Source organism: Aliivibrio sifiae, assembly GCF_002954705.1.
GTDB lineage: Bacteria > Pseudomonadota > Gammaproteobacteria > Enterobacterales > Vibrionaceae > Aliivibrio > Aliivibrio sifiae_A.
The window spans coordinates 753,557-771,227 of record NZ_MSCO01000002.1; the positions used below are offsets into that span (position 1 = coordinate 753,557).

A 17,671-nucleotide genomic window follows, 5' to 3' on the forward strand; every position below is an offset into this window, starting at 1 on the left:
ACAATGACACATGCATCGCCATCTAACCCTAGATTGGATGAGACTCGTACTATTATTGCCCCAACAGGTACAACACTCACCGCTAAATCTTGGCTAACCGAAGCCCCACTTCGTATGTTAATGAATAACTTACATCCTGATGTAGCAGAGCACCCTCATTCTCTGGTTGTGTATGGTGGTATTGGTCGTGCCGCGCGAAATTGGCAATGCTACGAAAAAATTGTAGAAGTGCTGACTCGCCTTGAAGACGATGAAACCTTGATGGTGCAATCAGGAAAACCTGTTGGTGTGTTTAAAACTCACACTAATGCCCCACGCGTTTTAATTGCCAATTCCAACTTGGTTCCTCATTGGGCCAATTGGGAGCACTTTAACGAACTCGATAAACAAGGTTTGATGATGTACGGTCAAATGACGGCTGGCAGTTGGATCTACATTGGATCTCAAGGCATCGTTCAAGGGACTTATGAAACCTTTGTTGCAATGGCAAAGCAACATTTTGATGGCAAGGCACAAGGACGTTGGGTTCTTACTGGTGGGCTTGGAGGTATGGGTGGTGCACAACCGCTTGCGGCAACCATGGCTGGCTTTTCAATGATTGCGGTAGAGTGTGATGAGTCCCGTATCGATTATCGCCTCCGTACTGGCTATGTTGATCGTAAAGCCACCACATTAGATGAAGCTCTTGCCATTACTGAAGAAGCAAAACAAACGGGTGTGCCAATTTCAGTGGGTTTACTAGGTAATGCCGCTGATGTCTATGCAGAAATTGTTCAACGCGGCATTGTGCCTGATGTAACAACCGATCAAACCTCTGCACACGATCCTCTCAACGGCTATATTCCTCAGGGTTGGTCAATGGAACATGCTGCTGAAATGCGTTTAAAAGATGAATCAGTAGTCGTATCAGCGGCTAAAAAATCAATAGCAATTCAAGTTCAAGCTATGCTGGATTTACAAAAATCCGGCTCTGCAACTGTCGATTACGGTAATAATATTCGTCAAATGGCCTTAGAAGAAGGTATCGCTAATGCCTTTGATTTTCCGGGGTTTGTACCTGCTTATATTCGTCCGCTATTTTGTGAAGGGATTGGTCCTTTCCGTTGGGCGGCACTTTCTGGTGATCCAGAAGACATCTATAAAACCGATAAAAAAGTAAAAGAACTCATTCCTGATAACCCACATCTGCACAACTGGCTTGATATGGCGCGTGAGCGTATTCAATTTCAAGGATTACCTGCACGTATTTGTTGGGTTGGTTTAAAAGATCGTGCCCGTCTCGGTAAAGCCTTTAATGAAATGGTAAAAAATGGAGAGCTAAAAGCACCGATTGTCATTGGTCGAGATCATCTTGATTCAGGCTCGGTTGCCAGTCCAAACCGTGAAACCGAAGGCATGATGGATGGCTCGGACGCAGTATCTGATTGGCCGCTATTAAATGCTCTACTTAATACAGCTTCGGGCGCTACTTGGGTATCTCTGCATCACGGCGGTGGTGTAGGTATGGGGTTCTCTCAACATTCAGGCATGGTGATTGTGTGTGATGGCAGTGATGATGCGGCAAAGCGTGTGGGTCGAGTACTTCATAATGATCCAGCCACCGGCGTCATGCGTCATGCGGATGCCGGTTATGACATCGCAATCAATTGTGCTAAAGAGCAAGGCTTAGATTTACCGATGCTATCTGAATAAAACCAACAGACATAAACTCTACATTTCAATTTTAAAAATAATTATAAAGAATACCAACCTAGCGACACGAGTTGGTATCACAACCATAACGAGAAACGAACTATGTATTCATTAGAAATTATCCCAGGCAAGTTATCTCTAAAACAATTACGTGAAGTGAGCCGCCAGCCGACTCAACTGTCATTAAGTCCAGATGCATTACCCGATATGATCACCAGTGCCGAGGTGGTTGCTCAGGTGATCCGAGACGGTAAAACTGTTTATGGCATTAATACAGGGTTTGGTTTGCTCGCCAATACCTGCATTGCAGAAGAAGATGTAGAAACCTTACAGCGCAGTATTGTTCTCTCCCATGCTGCTGGTATCGGTGAGTTCATGAATGATGCCACCGTGCGCTTAATGATTACGCTTAAAGTAAATAGTCTTTCGCGTGGTTATTCTGGTATTCGCCCATCCGTCGTTAATGCATTAATGCAATTGGTCAATTCAGAAGTTTATCCGTGTATTCCTAAAAAAGGCTCTGTGGGGGCTTCTGGTGATCTTGCTCCTTTAGCTCACATGAGTACCGTTTTACTAGGCGAAGGGGAAGCTCGTTATAAAGGCGAAGTGATTTCAGGACAAAAAGCCCTAGAAATAGCAGGATTAACTCCAATAACACTGGCTCCAAAAGAAGGATTAGCACTACTCAACGGAACTCAAGCCTCTACTGCCTTTGCTTTAGAAGGCTTATTTGCGGCTGAAGATCTTTATGCTGCAGCCACCGTATGTGGCGCAATGTCTGTAGAAGCCGCACTTGGAAGCCGTAAGCCGTTTGATCCACGAATTCACCGCGTGCGTGGACATCGTAGCCAAATGGATGCCGCTTTAGGTTACCGTCACTTATTAGGCCAAAGCAGTGAGATCGGTCTTTCTCATCAATGCTGTGAACGAGTACAAGATCCCTATTCATTACGTTGCCAGCCCCAAGTGATGGGCGCTTGTTTACAGCAAATAAGAAATTCGGCAGACACGCTAGAAGTGGAAGCGAATTCAGTGTCAGATAATCCTTTAGTCTTTGCTGATGATGGTGACATTATCTCTGGCGGTAATTTTCATGCTGAACCTGTTGCAATGGCCGCTGATAATCTTGCTCTCGCGATTGCTGAAATTGGCAGTTTATCAGAACGTCGAATGGCGCTTCTAATTGATAGTGGTTTAAGTAAACTTCCTCCATTCTTAGTTGATAATGGCGGAGTAAACTCGGGCTTTATGATTGCTCAGGTTACCGCAGCTGCACTAGCCAGTGAAAACAAAACATTAGCTCACCCAGCTTCTATAGACAGTTTACCAACCTCAGCCAACCAAGAAGATCACGTATCAATGGCAACTTTTGCTGGCCGTCGCCTAGGGGATATGGCGGAGAATACGCGTGGTATATTAGCCGTAGAGCTATTGGCATCAGCACAAGGTCTAGACTTTAGATCACCAAATAAGAGTTCAGTACGTATTGAAGAAGCCAAAAGCATGCTGCGTGAACGTGTCGATTTCTATGATAAAGACCGTTACTTTGCACCAGACATAGCTAAAGCTAATACCTTACTGCTAGAAGCAAAGTACAACGCCTTAATGCCTGACTCTTTGTTGCCGAGTATTTAATAGATTTTTTAATTAAATATAAGGTTTCTATTCTCCGCCTCTATGAATAATTACAAGCATTTATTTTCATAGAGGCTTTTTATCATAAAATTAAAAGTAATCAGGCTCCTATTTGTGTCTTACTCTATAATCAGTACAATGGCCAACCAATAGCTAACGAGCACTTAATCATCATGCCAACCTCTTCCCTCTCAAAACAACTTTTTCAAATGACCTGGCCAATGATGTTTGGTGTACTTTCTTTAATGAGCTTTCAATTAGTTGATAGTGCCTTTATTGGTCAGTTAGGGATCCTTCCTCTTGCGGCCCAAGGCTTTACTATGCCATTACAAATGGTGATTATTGGTCTTCAAGTTGGTCTAGGTATTGCAACGACAGCAATAATAGCGCGCGTTCTTGGTGAAAAGAATAATGAAAAAGCCAGACAACTCGTGGCCTAGTCATGGTATTAGGTGCCGTCATGGTATTTACTATGTGCCTATTGATTTGGTTTTCTCGCGGAACAATACTGAATTTACTTGGTGCACAAGCGGATGTATTTCACGTAATAGATGATTATTGGCCAATATGGTTAGCAAGTTGCTGGACTGGCGCTATGATCTATTTTGCTTACAGTGTATGTCGTGCCAATGGAGATACAAAGCTACCTGGTTTAATGATGGTAATAACCAGTATTATAAATATGATACTAGATCCTATTTTCATCTTTCATTTTAACTTAGGACTAAACGGGGCAGCATGGGCAACCATTGTCTCTTTCTCTATTGGGTTCTGTATCATCCTCCCTTCTATATTTAAACGTCACTGGATCTCTTTCTCTTGGGGAAATTTACCAATACTTCACTCTATAAAAGAATTAAATTCGGTTATGTCTCCTGCAATGATGAGCCAATTACTGCCACCACTCTCTTCAATGATGGCTACTAAAATTATTGCAAGTTTTGGAGCAGCTGCAGTAGCAGGTTGGGCCATGGCTTCACGTATCGAGTTTTTTGCTATTGTGATCGTACTTGCTTTAACCATGTCAATTCCCCCAATGGTTGGGAAAATGCTTGGTGCTAAACAATTTAATGAAATTCAAAAGCTGATCAAAATTGCAGCTAAATTTGTCTTAGCTTGGCAAATCAGCCTCGCTGTCTTATTGTTTGTAATTGCCAAGCCATTAGCTAATTTATTAAGTACGGACACCAATGTAATGGCCGTTATTCAATCTTATCTTATGTGGGTGCCTGCCAGCCTTGGCTCTTTAGGTATTTGCATGCTGATGGTTTCCGTTTGTAATGCGTTAGGTGTATCAATCCGGGCTCTCACTATTTCGATACTTAGATTATTCGTCTGCTTTTTACCTATGATATGGCTCGGTTCTACATTATTTGGGCTGCATGGCGTTTTCATCGGGGCATTAATTGGTAATACAATGGCAGGGATAATGGCTTGGATAATGTACACTCAAGCGATTAATAAACTTCAAAATAACGATTAGAATTAAGGGAATATCATGACAACAATTACATTACCAAAAAACAAACGAGATGAGTTAGTACAAAAATTTCAACACTATTTTGAACAAGAACTAGATACTGAGCTTGGTCAGTTTGACGGAGAGTTTTTATTGGACTTTATAATTAAGCAAACCGGTCCTGTTTTTTATAATCAAGGATTAGCCGACGCTCAAACCATTATAGAACGTAAAACACAAGATATTGCTGATGAAATCTATGAAATTGAAATAATTGAAAATTAGTATCATTAGAACAAATACTTAACTGATACATCAATGATTAAAGGCAAAAAAAATCATAACTTGTTACAATTACTATCGACAAAACCGTGACAAAAGTCTAAAATTTTCGAAAACATGACGTAAATATTACACAATTTACTTTTCTTTCAAAAATAAGAGGCTTAAATGCAATTTTCTTTAAAAAATACGTCGATACGTATTCAAATATTATTACCCGTCATCCTTACTGCTCTAGCCTTATTCATTTCTCTAGGTTTTACTGCTTCTACCTTGGAAGAAGAACAAAACATCATTGCAAGCAACACTAATTCTTTTGTCTTTTACAAAGATCAACTTGCTAAAGTCGATGATATCGTTTATCCGTTACGTATAGGTGCTGTTTATGCTATTTATGATACAAGTCGTCGTGACAACTTTACAAACGAGCTAAAAAGTAAAGTAAGTAGCATTAATGCTTTGCTTGATGAAATGGAAGAAAGAAAAACATTCGCTCGTGACGTAAAACAAGTCCGCTCTAATATTAATGATTACGTTCAGTTTTCACATAAAATTGTTAATTACTTAAACAAAAAAGAAAGTGGCGCTACCGTTAATGAAAATTATAGCAATTTAATCTCTCAGTACCGTGATATCGGAAATCTCATGATTGAGTCTATCAACAGCCTTTCTCAACAAGTAAATAAACTTTCTGATATTGCTATGCAAGAAAGTTATAAAAAAAACACACAAGTTAAGTTTAATGCTAGTTTAAGCATTTTAGCAGTGTTTATCCTTTCAATGATCAGTGCCTGGTGGTTATCCGGCCTTATCGTTACCCCTATCAAAAAAATCCAAGTTATCATTCGTCGCTTAGCAGAAGGTGATTTAACCGTTCGCGCTGACGCTAATGGTGATAATGAAATTTCTGAATTAAGCAAAGACATAAATACAACCGCAACTCAACTACAAACGACTGTTGAAGCACTATCTCGTATCAGTGAAGATGTTGCAGCAGCATCAACTGAATTGGCAGCTGTAATGACAGAATCAGAAGTAAATTCACAAAAAGAACTCAGTGAAATTGAACAAGTTGCCTCTGCTGTTAACGAATTATCCAGCACTGCTGATAATGTAAGTGATAACGCCTTGTCAGCAGATAGAACAGCTCGTGATACAAACAAACTTGCTCGCTCTGGTTTAGATATCTTTACTCAAAGTAATCAAGCAAGCGAAGATATGGCAAATGCACTAACCGATGCTGCAGTGGTTGTTAATCGCTTAAAAGAGCAATCGGAACAAATCAATAATGTTGTCGAAGTAATCCGTGGTGTTTCAGAACAAACAAACCTTCTTGCATTGAATGCTGCCATTGAAGCTGCGCGCGCAGGTGAATCTGGTCGTGGTTTTGCCGTAGTTGCTGATGAAGTCCGTCTGCTTGCTGCTCGTACTCAAGAGTCAACTAAAGAGATTCAAACTATTATTGAATCACTACAAGAACAGTCAGGCTTAGCTAATGACAGCATGCAAACCAGTCTTGATAAACTTGAATTAAATAAAGAGTTAACAGCAAAGGCGGGTGATGCTCTAGTTAGCATCACTGAATCAATTACCGCTATTAATGACATGAATACTCAAGTTGCTACTGCTGCCGAAGAGCAATCTCAAGTCACTCAAGACATTAACCGTAACGTGGTGAATATGTCTGAGCTTGTAAATCAAAATGTGACAGGCATTAGCCAAAGTGCTAGTGCAAGTAATGAATTATCTCGATTAGCTGAGCAACAAAAAGAGCAATTGGCATTCTTTAAGTTGTAATTTTTAGATAAAGCCTTGATATAAAAAAAGCGGTAAGGCCACCCACCTTACCGCTTTGTCATATTAAACGTAACTACTTATAACGTCACTTTCTTTACCATTCCCGCTTCTGCGTGCCCTGGAATATTACACGCAAACTCTACCTTATTGTCACCATGGAAATGCCATGTAATCTGTTTTGCTTTTCCAGGTTGGACGGTTACGGTACTGCCACTGTCATGTGCATGACCCGATGTCATTTTTTTCATCATTTCACGATGTTCTAATTGCTCAGATTCATTACCAATAGCAAACTCATGGTCAATTTTACCTGTATTCATGATCACAAATTGCACGATATCATTAGGTTCAATATCGACTTCTTTCTTAAAGGTAATTTTCATATCATCAGATAGAATAACGTGTACAACTTTGTTTGGTTTCATACCTGTTGCTGGCATACCTACCGCATTCATATCCTTCATAGACATACCTTCCATCTTGTTCATATCCATGTCTTTCATATTCATTTTTGAATGGTCCATTCCTTTCATATCCATTGAACCGTGATCCATTTTGCTGTGGTCCATCTCTGCCATTGCCGAACTTACGACCAATGATAGTGCGATTGCTAATACTGTCTTTTTCATTTTAATCACCTTTTATCTAATTATTTATTGCGTGACTTATTCCCACCACGGGTACAAGTCACTCATGTTTTTATTTCAAATAGTTATATTTATGCTTTATTTTTAAAAGCCTTGGCACTGACGCTGTTTCCATAATTTGAATACCGCAGGAATAACCACTAGGGTCAATAACAATGCTGACGCCATTCCACCAATCATTGGTGCCGCAATACGTTGCATGACTTCAGACCCTATTCCTGAGCCATACATGATTGGAATTAAACCAATAATCACTGTTAATACCGTCATCATTACAGGACGAACACGTAAGCCAGCTCCTTCTTTAATCGCTTGTATTAGCGCTTGTTGAGTAAGCTCTGTATTTTTCTTTTGAGCATTACTCTGTTTTTCACTCCATGCTTGGTTCAAATACACCAGCATGATCACACCGATCTCAACCGCAACACCAGACAAAGCAATAAACCCTACACCAACAGCTATCGAGAAATTAAAGTTTAATATATGCATTAGCCACAGACCGCCAACCATAGCTAACGGTAATGTTCCCATGATAATTAACACTTCACCCATTCGTTTAAAGCTTAAATACAAAAGCAGCATAATAATCGCGATAGTTACTGGAATAACCGTCGTTAATTTCTCTTTTGCTCGTTCCATGTATTCGTATTGACCAGACCAACCAAGAGAATAGCCAGCAGGTAAATCCAATTGGTCATGTACTGCTTGTTGAGCTTCGTGAACATAAGAGCCCAAATCTCGACCATCAATATCGACAAATACCCAACCATTAGGTCGTGCATTTTCTGTTTTTATCATCGGAGGACCATCTTCATAACGAATATCAGCGACATCAGCTAAAGCAATTCGAGCGCCATTTGCTGTGATCAATGGTAAGTTCTGCAATTTAACGACTGAATCACGATACGATTGCGGGTAACGAACATTAATTGGATAGCGCTCTAGCCCTTCAATCGTTTCACTTACATTCATCCCACCAACAGCCGTTGAAATGACTTGTTGAATCTCTTTAATGTTCAACCCATATCGAGCGGCTTGACGACGTTTAATGTCTATATTCACATAACGTCCACCAGCCACACGTTCTGCATAAACCGAGGTGGTTCCTTTAATGTTATTTAGGATAGGTTCGAGATCTGCACCAATTTTCTCAATTATTTTCAAATCAGGACCTGCTATCTTTATCCCTATTGGCGTTTTAATTCCTGTCGCTAACATATCGATACGCGTTTTGATTGGCATTACCCACGCATTCGTTATTCCAGGAAATTGAATCAATTGGTCCAGTTCTTTTTTAATTGACTCAGTAGTTACGCCGTCACGCCATTCGTCTTTTGGTTTAAATTGAATCACTGTTTCTATCATGGTTAATGGTGCCGGATCGGTCGCTGTTTCTGCTCGACCTACTTTTCCCCACACGGTATCGACTTCTGGAACGGTTTTAATCAATTTATTGGTTTGCTGTAATAACTCACGCGCTTTACCAATAGAGATCCCTGGATAGGTTGTTGGCATGTACATTAAATCGCCCTCATCCAATGGAGGAATAAACTCACTGCCCATTTTAGAGATTGGGTAATAGGACGATCCCATTAATATAACCGCAACCAAAAGTATCGTTTTCGGAAAACGTAAACTCAAATTCAATAATGGTCTATATAGCGCCACTAGCGTTTTGTTTATTGGGTTTTTGTTCTCAGGCAATATTTTACCTCGAACGAAATAGCCCATTAATACCGGTACTAAGGTAATTGCTAAGCCAGCAGAAGCTGCCATTGCAAAGGTTTTTGTGAAGGCTAATGGAGAGAACATCTTCCCTTCTTGGCCTTCTAATGCAAACACAGGAACAAAACTTAAGGTAATGATAAGTAGTGAGAAAAATAGTGGTGGGCCAACTTCTTCTGCTGCTTTTCCTATTACCTTCCAACGGTTTTCATCCGTTAGTGGTGTTTTCTCTATATGCTTATGTACGTTTTCTATCATTACAATAGCACCATCAACCATTGCACCAATGGCAATTGCGATACCACCTAGTGACATGATATTGGCATTGATGCCCTGCCAATGCATAACAATGAACGCACACAGGATCCCAACAGGCAGACTTAATGCAATGACCAACGAAGAACGAATGTGGAATAAGAATAAAGCACAAACAATGGCAACGACGATAAACTCTTCAGCCAGTTTCTCCCATAAATTCGTTACTGCATGGTCAATAAGCGTAGAGCGATCATAAGTCGCTTTGATTTCAACTCCTTCTGGTAAGCCTTTTTGTAATTGAGCTAATTTCTCTTTTACATTTGAAATAACGTAACTGGCATTCTCACCAAATCGCATTACTATCACACCACCAACAGCTTCGCCTTCTCCATTAAATTCAGAGATACCACGGCGCATTTGTGGTCCAAGATTAATATCTGCGATATCACCAAGTAATAAAGGCGTTCCCTTATCGGTTACTTTGAGCGGTAATGATTCTATGTCTTCAATACTACTTAAGTAACCCGATGTACGGACCATATGCTCCGCTTCAGCGACTTCGATAACCGAAGCGCCCGCCTCTTGATTCCCATCTTTAATGGCTTTATTAATTTGTTGCAGCGTTAGATTATAAGCTCGCAATTTATCAGGATCGATTTCTACCTGATATTGCTTCACCATTCCACCTACCGTAGCAACTTCTGATACGCCATCGACAGTTTGCAGTTCATATTTTAAAAACCAATCTTGTAAGCTGCGTAATTCCGCTAAATCGTGCTTACCGGTTTTATCTTGTAATACATAACTGTATACCCAGCCCACCCCTGTCGCATCAGGCCCTAATGTGGGCTTTGCTTCTGCAGGTAATCTAGGCGCAACTTGGCTTAAATACTCTAACACCCTCGAACGCGCCCAGTACATGTCGGTATCATCATTAAAAATGATATAAACATAAGAATCACCAAAAAATGAAAAACCACGAACCGTTTCCGCCCCCGGAACCGCAAGCATGGCGGTAGTTAACGGGTAAGTCACCTGATCCTCCACCACTTGAGGTGCTTGTCCTGGGTAGCTGGTTTTAATGATCACTTGAACATCAGAAAGATCAGGCAAAGCATCAACTGGTGTATTCTTTACACTGTAAATTCCTGCAACAACTAAAGCAAAAGTCGCAACCAGAACTAAAAATCGATTTTTAATCGACCAACGAATAATGACGGGGATCATAATAATGCCCCTTCTTTCTCAATCTCAAGTAATTGATATTCATCATTTACTTTTTGAACTAGAAACTGAACCGCTTCACCTTCTTGAAAAGATGTCAAATCAATGCCTTGCTCTACAGAAAAGTTCATTTCACCCGCTTCCCAATCCCATTGTGATACGGCTTTATGATCAAAAGTAACCATGCCAAAATCTGCCATTAGCATAGTAATATTGCCAGAAACCCAAACACTGTTTTCAGGGCCATTAATTCGGCTTAGTTCTGCGGTCTTACTTGATTCAGAATCCAACAAGAATTGAGCAGATGTAACGACTTTATCTTTTTCTTTCAACCCCTTAACTATTTCTACTTTATTGCCTGCTTCACGGCCGGCGATAACTCGAGCTGAGCGATATTTGCCATTACCTTCATCTAATACTACTCGCGCCATGCCATTTGAACGTATAACTGCTTGGCGAGGAATGGTTAATACCTCTTCTTTTGTTTTAGGGTGAATAGTGATGTTAGCGAACATATTCGGTTTCAATGCACCATCTTGGTTATTAAATTTTAAACGCATACGCATGGTTCGTGTTTTTGGGTCCAAAATCGGATAAACATAGTCAACTTCACCTTCCCATGTTTTTCCAGGAACGGCATCTAATGTCATCACCGCTTTGTTACCAGAAGATAACCAGTGAGCCTGACGCTCAAAGACTTCAGCATCTACCCAGACATTGTCTAACGGCCCGGCACTAATAACGATTTGAGAGGGTGATAAATAACCCCCTTCTCGAATATTTAAACTTGCAATTACACCGCTTGAAGTGGCTTTTATCTCTATGTTTTTATTTGCTTTACCGCTTCTAACAATAGAATTAACTTGAGCTTTATCCACCCCGAGTGAATGCAAACGCTCTCTTGCACCTTTGACCAGTCCTTTTCGACCGGTTCGATACGCGTTTAGTAGTTCTTCTTGTGCTTTAACTAGTTCAGGTGAGTAAAGCGTAAATAACACATCCCCCTTATTTACCTTTTCACCTATTGCATTAATATTTAGCTTATCAACCCACCCCGCGGCACGTACGTTTACTTGCCACAACTTACTTTCATCAAACGCGATATAACCCACAGTATCTATATTTGGAGACAGGATCGTTTTCTCAACAAATGCACTTTTTACGCCTAAATTGTTCACTACGCTTGGATCTATTATTACGGTTCCTGCTGGTGACTTCTCACCTTGTGCATCGTCGGCATAAACAGGCACTAAATCCATCCCCATTGGTGATTTACCCGGCTGATCTCTACGATAATTAGCATCCATTGGAGCAACCCAATACAAAGGCTTACTGCTTGATGATCCGCTATTTTCTTGAGCCGTCATCGACATTGCGCTCATTGTGTGTCCCGAGTATAAATTCATGCTCGTTGCACCAACGACACCGCCAATAACAATTGAAAGTAATGCTATTTTAATTGGTTTCATATTCTCTTCCTTAATGCTCAGACGGGATTATTTGTGGTGCAGAAACGGTGTAATCAAAGCCATTTAAATAAAAGGCTAAGTTACTGTATGTTTTATTTAAATCACTGAATAAACGCTGTTTCTCTAACTCAATACTCAGCTCATCATTGGCTGCGGAAATCACATCATTAAATTGCGCAGTATTATTTTCATAACCTCGTTCTACCGCTTTGGTTCTTTCTTTTGCTTGAGGTAATAATGTATTGTTGTAACGAGAAAGACGTTGTTCAAAATTCACTTTATCCACCAGCAATGAATTCACTTTGGCATTCAATTGTCGCAATAACACATCACGTTGTGACTTCGCAGAGCCTACTTGATATTGTGCAGCCGCATAATTTTGGTCTTGACGTTTATCGGTAAACAGAGGGATATCCATCGTTAAATAAGCGCTGACTAAATCAGAGGCGGGTTGCCCTCCCATTCCATTCGCTTGACGATAACCGTACATGACCTCGACACCAAATTGAGGAGAGTAAGATTCATTAGCAATATCCACTTTTGTTTTAGTTGCCGTGATCGTTAACTCACTCATTTTAACGGTTGGATTTTCACCTAATAAGTCATAATACTCAGTATCTTGAGGGGATTTACTCGCTAATAGTCGATTTAAGGTAGACCACTCTAGTGGTGTTATGTCTTTTGATTTTTGATCCGCTAAGTTAGGTAGCCATTCGCTAAGCTGCGCATAAATTCGCCCTTGTAATTGACGATTTGTTTGCAACTTCTCATCGAGTCGAGTTAGCTGAAGCTGTGCTTGAAGAAGATCCTGACTTTCACTTTTACCAATGGCGTAATTGGTATTAATGTACCTTTCCATTTCAGACAAGAGCTGACGGTTTTCATGCAAAATTGCTTCTGCTTTTTGTAAGAAGCCTAGCTCTATCCACAGTTGGGTGATTGTATTTGCTACATCGAGTTCTCGAACTTGAATTTGCATCGCCATCACATCAGCTTGCTGCCCGGTTTGTTTTTGCTGTAAGTCTAAACTTGAGCCTCGCCCAAACTTCTGCATAAGTCCGACAGAAATATTAGTCATTGGATCTTCATCAAACTTAAAGCTATCGACAGGTAAGCCACCAAAGCCGACTTTGAGGGTTGGATCGGCAAGCGTTGAACTTGCAATACCCGTGGAGCGTAATGCTTGTGATTGCGCGTATATTTGCTCTCGACTTGCATCTGAAGACAATGCTTGTTCAATGAGCTGTGTCAATTGACTTTCTGCCAAGGCTTGACTTGAAAGTACGAGCGAGATCATTGAAGCTAACCACACTTTTTTAGAGCGGGTTCTTAGTATATTTTTCATGGAATCATTCCAATAATGGCATGATCATAAAGACGGATCATTACCATGATTAAACCGTAAATAAGCGTTAAAAATCTTATTTAGTTAATTGATTTAATTGGAATTATGCTATTGGGGGGCGGTAAAGCGAAGAAGAGGTAAATGAACGTGTTTGCTCATTATAATGGTCGTAGCTGATAGCAAGAGCTAAAGAATTAATATGTGTTTTTAACCCTATAGGTAGGGAGTAAACAGACACAACACATACAGTTTTACAACAGCTATCCCCTTTATCTGAACAATGGCTGCTGTTATTCATAGACATGGATGACATATCACATTGAAAATAACTACTCTGGGGATCTTCTTGCGAATGACAATCAGGCATACAGTCACTCATATCCTCCATGGAATTTGAGCTGTGAGCTTCATTCATCTGCGTATTCATCATCATTCCTTCCATTTTCATTGGATAGCTATAAGCAACACTGGATAGCACTAATGCCATCAGCGTAACGCTTGTTACCAACCATTTAGAAAAAGAAGTGAACACAAATCATACCCAGTAATAATGAACTGAGTAGATAATAATGCTTCCACTAGGGGTAAGGTCAATGATTTTATGTGAAAACTCTCTCATTTATGGAAACACACAGTGTTAAAACCTCAATGAATTAACCTAACGCATATATTTTATTAAAAGTACTTGATAAATTACGCAAAAATTCAAGGATGTTCTTTTAATGGAAAACTCTCATAAAATCGCGAGCTTAGAGCTTGGGCGACTGTTCGCTCTGTTTGCGATTATTGCTTTGCATTCTCAAATCTTCATGACGTATTTATTAGTCGATGATGTTCCCGTTTTTGGTTATGCTTTTAATCAACTGACCCGTTTTGCTGTTCCCTTCTTTTTTATTCTGTCTGGTTACTTGATCCAACCTAAGTTATCAACATCACCGTTCAATACCCTTAAACACTACTCATCACCATTATTGAAGATTTGGCTAGTGTGGAGTGCTTTATGCTTAGCAATGCCATTTAACTGGCAACGAGCGGCAACTGATGGTTACTTAATTGAGCGTACTGGTTACTGGAATTGGCTAACGACAAACCCTTTAAATGCTTTAATGGAAGGAGGTATGGTGCATTTATGGTTTATACCTGCACTAGTTATGGCTGTTGCGATTATTGCCTTACTGATACACCTAAATAAACAGTCATTAATTATCCCTGTTGCAGTGATCTTATATGTGTATGGTGTTATGGGCGGTAGCTACCAGACTCTCACCGAAGTATGGACTCCATTTTTTACTCGTAATGGTCCTTTCTTTAGTACCTTAATGGTTGTGATTGGCTTTGAACTTAGACGTCGTAACATAACCCTATCCTCAACTAAATCAATGTTATTGCTAGTTATCGGTTTTGTTATTCATTTTGGCGAGGCGTATTGGTTAACTAATTATGATGTTGCATTTAATCTTCATGATTTCTTAATGGGAACGCCATTAATTGGAATTGGGTTATTTTTGCTATTGTTATCTAAACCTAGCATAGGAAACCATCCTCTGACTTTTATACTAAGTAAACATGTACTTAGCATTTATGTATGTCATTTGTTGTGTGTAGTCGTGATGCTGAACATTACAGGAATGCTGGGGATGACATTAGCAATGCGAGATTTTATGATTGTTTTTGGAACAGTCGCTTTGTCGACTTCATTTGTTTTAGTTATGGGTAAAACATTATTAAGACGCTTATTATTTAGATAACAAATCACGATACCTAAATTATCTCTGTGGTTACTTAGGTATCGTTAATTTGTTATTTATTCAAATCATCAAAAGCCTTCATCGCTTCTTTGCTTGACATCACTCTCCCATGCCCTTGGTTTTCTGTTGGGTATAGGGTGACATGTTCAATATACTCAGAAGCCGATTTAGAGAGATCAAAACTGCTAAATCTGTCTTTCTTATCATGCACTATAATGGTTTGACTGGTACGTTGTTGTAAACGCTGATAAGGATTAAAACTATCAATAGAACGTTGATATTTATCTTCTATGTCGCCCACAATCGCTTTAAACAATTTGATTGAGTAGCCTGAACGCTCGATACTTCGAAATAGATTCTCGGTATAGTTCAGTACTGGTGCAATTAAAAGCAGTGGTACCTGTTCTAATTTTACATGATGACACTCTAAAACTGCTGCTGTACCCATACTATGAGCCACCACACCAACCACATTTTCTTTAGCATCTAATACTGCATTTATCCCTTCAATAAAGGCGGGTAAATGGGCATGCTCACCTCCACTCTCACCATGAGCTGGATGATCAAAAGCAACCGCAGTAAAACCTTGGGAAGCTATATGCTCCATTAGTGGAAAGAACTGACTAGAATTACCCGACCAACCATGGGCCATTATCCACACAGGACCAGAACCAAGTTGATAAAGGCTAAGTTCTCCTTCTGGTGAGTTTAACTTACTCTTTATTAACCCTTTTGGTTCTGAGTTTTTTGGCTTGGTTCTCACAGGGGTCAATAATAACTTTCGCCCCATTTTCTTTGCGTGACTTGGAATTAATAAATGGTGTAAACGAGTAACTGCATTTAAAGCACTGCGTTTAAAGCTGAACTTTTTTTCTGTTCCAAAATAGATGTCCTGACTCATGATTTCTTCCATTCTTCATTATTATGCTCTTATCTTATATAAAGCGTATTTATTGTCGAGTAATCGATCTATTTTCTAACAATTAGATCACAAATAGGGTTTTAGCGATTTAGAACTAAGCTCAAAATTAAACGTGCATAAAAAATACATGTTATTATTTTTGCTATCGGTTATACTTATTTTGTCGTTATGAATTGAGAACAAGCACATGATAAATATCACAGATAAAGCTGTCGAAGAAAAAATCCCACCTATTCTACGTTTAGGTTTTCGACCTTTCTTTTTATTAGGCAGCATCTACGCCATTATTGCTGTTGCTGTATGGGTATGGGCATTTCAAACAGGCCAACCAACTTATTTAAATGTACCCGCTCTTTGGTGGCACGTACATGAAATGCTATTTGGTTTTTCTATGGCAATTGTCGCTGGTTTTGTACTAAGCGCGGTTCAGAACTGGACTGGCGTTAAAGGGACATCTGATAAACGACTCGGTTTTATTGTCTTTTTATGGCTGTTACCAAGAGTTTTATTCTGGACTTCAGCTCCACTTTGGTTAATTTCAAGTATTGAAGCTTTGTTCATGCTTGCTATTGCGTATGAGGTTGGGTTTCGAGTTATTAAAACCAAAGGCGTTCGTAACTTTTTCTTTATTCCTCTATTTTTAGTCGCTATTGCAGCGAACTTCGCTAGCTATGCAACAATTAAAGGCATGCCGCCTTTCACATCTGCAGCGGTTTGGGAATCTATGCTTTGGTGGTTTACGCTATTAATCTCAGTAATGGGCGCACGAGTGATCCCATTCTTTACTGCTCGACGTTTTCAGTTTGAAAAAGCACAGCCAATGATGTGGTTAGAAGCCTTATGCAATATTCCTCTGGCAATGCTATTTATTCTGAGCTTTTTTCCTCTTACCTCAGCAGAGATTAGTCCGTATTTAATGGTAATTGCAGGCTCTGCACAATTAGTTCGTATGGCTCGTTGGAAAGGCCACAAAACACTGAGTGAACCGTTAGTATGGTCACTTCATGCGGGTTATTTATGTATTCCATTAAGTTTATTAATTCGTGGCTTTGCAAGTAATGGATTCATCTCACATACCGCGATTCACTTATTTGCTATTGGGGCGTTAGGCGGTGTTATTTTAGCTATGATCGCTCGTGTCACTATGGGGCATACTGGGCGTGAAATCTATAAAGGCCCCGTCATGTGGCCTGCTTTCTCTGCCATTATTCTTGCAGCAATAGTTCGTTCTGTCGGGGTGATGATTTTCCCTGAATACATGATAGATATGATCAACATTGCCGCTGTACTATGGGCATTCGCATTTGGCTTATTTGTTTGGCATTTTGGTCCTATGCTATGCAAAAAACGAGTTGATGGTCATCCTGGTTAATTTTTAGCGCAAATAAACAAGATCTAACTCACACATTAATTAAATTACTGTCAACATTAACAATAGTTAATGTTGACACAATCTTTCCTTAATCTT

The 17,671-nt window shown here is 39.8% G+C and carries 12 protein-coding genes and 1 pseudogene; 7 read left to right on the forward strand and 6 right to left on the reverse strand.

Annotated features, from left to right (window positions below):
• The first annotated feature begins 3 nt into the window (after nucleotides 1-3).
• The 5 genes and pseudogenes from hutU to BTO22_RS14495 all read left to right on the forward strand — a co-directional run bounded on the left by hutU (nucleotide 4) and on the right by BTO22_RS14495 (nucleotide 6,865).
• Nucleotides 4-1,692 carry a urocanate hydratase gene (gene hutU, locus BTO22_RS14475; protein WP_105056091.1) on the forward strand — a complete coding sequence of 563 codons (1,689 nt, stop codon included), beginning with the start codon at nucleotides 4-6 and terminating at the stop codon, nucleotides 1,690-1,692.
• Between the two features lie 102 nt (nucleotides 1,693-1,794).
• Entirely contained in the window at nucleotides 1,795-3,327 is a 1,533-nt protein-coding gene (gene hutH / locus BTO22_RS14480; protein WP_105056092.1) for a histidine ammonia-lyase, read from the forward strand.
• A 173-nt stretch (nucleotides 3,328-3,500) separates the two neighbouring features.
• Nucleotides 3,501-4,810: pseudogene (locus tag BTO22_RS14485) on the forward strand (MATE family efflux transporter).
• A gap of 15 nt (nucleotides 4,811-4,825) precedes the next feature.
• Complete coding sequence (locus tag BTO22_RS14490) at nucleotides 4,826-5,071, forward strand: DUF2164 domain-containing protein (protein WP_105056093.1); 246 nt, start codon at nucleotides 4,826-4,828, stop codon at nucleotides 5,069-5,071.
• Nucleotides 5,072-5,236: 165 nt separating this feature from the next.
• On the forward strand, nucleotides 5,237-6,865 hold the full coding sequence (locus tag BTO22_RS14495) for a methyl-accepting chemotaxis protein (protein ID WP_105056094.1): 1,629 nt from the start codon (nucleotides 5,237-5,239) through the stop codon (nucleotides 6,863-6,865).
• A 77-nt stretch (nucleotides 6,866-6,942) separates the two neighbouring features.
• Here BTO22_RS14495 and copI read toward each other — a convergent pair whose 3' ends face one another.
• From copI to BTO22_RS14520, 5 genes are all read right to left on the reverse strand, one after another.
• The gene (copI, locus tag BTO22_RS14500; RefSeq protein WP_105056095.1) at nucleotides 6,943-7,494 is read right to left on the reverse strand and encodes a copper-resistant cuproprotein CopI; all 552 of its coding nucleotides are present in this window, start codon (nucleotides 7,492-7,494) and stop codon (nucleotides 6,943-6,945) included.
• A 102-nt stretch (nucleotides 7,495-7,596) separates the two neighbouring features.
• A complete protein-coding gene (locus BTO22_RS14505; RefSeq protein WP_105056096.1) occupies nucleotides 7,597-10,722 on the reverse strand; it encodes an efflux RND transporter permease subunit in 3,126 nt (1,041 codons plus the stop codon).
• Nucleotides 10,719-12,188 carry an efflux RND transporter periplasmic adaptor subunit gene (locus BTO22_RS14510; protein WP_105056097.1) on the reverse strand — a complete coding sequence of 490 codons (1,470 nt, stop codon included), beginning with the start codon at nucleotides 12,186-12,188 and terminating at the stop codon, nucleotides 10,719-10,721. The genes BTO22_RS14505 and BTO22_RS14510 overlap by 4 nt, the downstream gene beginning before the upstream one ends.
• A 10-nt stretch (nucleotides 12,189-12,198) precedes the next feature.
• The gene (locus BTO22_RS14515; protein WP_105056098.1) at nucleotides 12,199-13,533 is read right to left on the reverse strand and encodes a TolC family protein; all 1,335 of its coding nucleotides are present in this window, start codon (nucleotides 13,531-13,533) and stop codon (nucleotides 12,199-12,201) included.
• 103 nt (nucleotides 13,534-13,636) lie between these two features.
• Nucleotides 13,637-14,065 (reverse strand): hypothetical protein, encoded by a 429-nt coding sequence (locus BTO22_RS14520; protein ID WP_105056099.1) that lies wholly within the window; start codon nucleotides 14,063-14,065, stop codon nucleotides 13,637-13,639.
• Between the two features lie 190 nt (nucleotides 14,066-14,255).
• Between BTO22_RS14520 and BTO22_RS14525 the strand changes: the two genes are divergently transcribed.
• Nucleotides 14,256-15,281 carry an acyltransferase family protein gene (locus tag BTO22_RS14525; RefSeq protein WP_105056100.1) on the forward strand — a complete coding sequence of 342 codons (1,026 nt, stop codon included), beginning with the start codon at nucleotides 14,256-14,258 and terminating at the stop codon, nucleotides 15,279-15,281.
• Nucleotides 15,282-15,333: 52 nt separating this feature from the next.
• Here BTO22_RS14525 and BTO22_RS14530 read toward each other — a convergent pair whose 3' ends face one another.
• Nucleotides 15,334-16,182 carry an alpha/beta fold hydrolase gene (locus BTO22_RS14530; RefSeq protein ID WP_105056101.1) on the reverse strand — a complete coding sequence of 283 codons (849 nt, stop codon included), beginning with the start codon at nucleotides 16,180-16,182 and terminating at the stop codon, nucleotides 15,334-15,336.
• A 208-nt stretch (nucleotides 16,183-16,390) separates the two neighbouring features.
• Here BTO22_RS14530 and BTO22_RS14535 point away from each other — a divergent pair, with 208 nt between their 5' ends.
• Nucleotides 16,391-17,575 carry an NnrS family protein gene (locus BTO22_RS14535; protein WP_105056102.1) on the forward strand — a complete coding sequence of 395 codons (1,185 nt, stop codon included), beginning with the start codon at nucleotides 16,391-16,393 and terminating at the stop codon, nucleotides 17,573-17,575.
• Nucleotides 17,576-17,671: the final 96 nt, after the last annotated feature.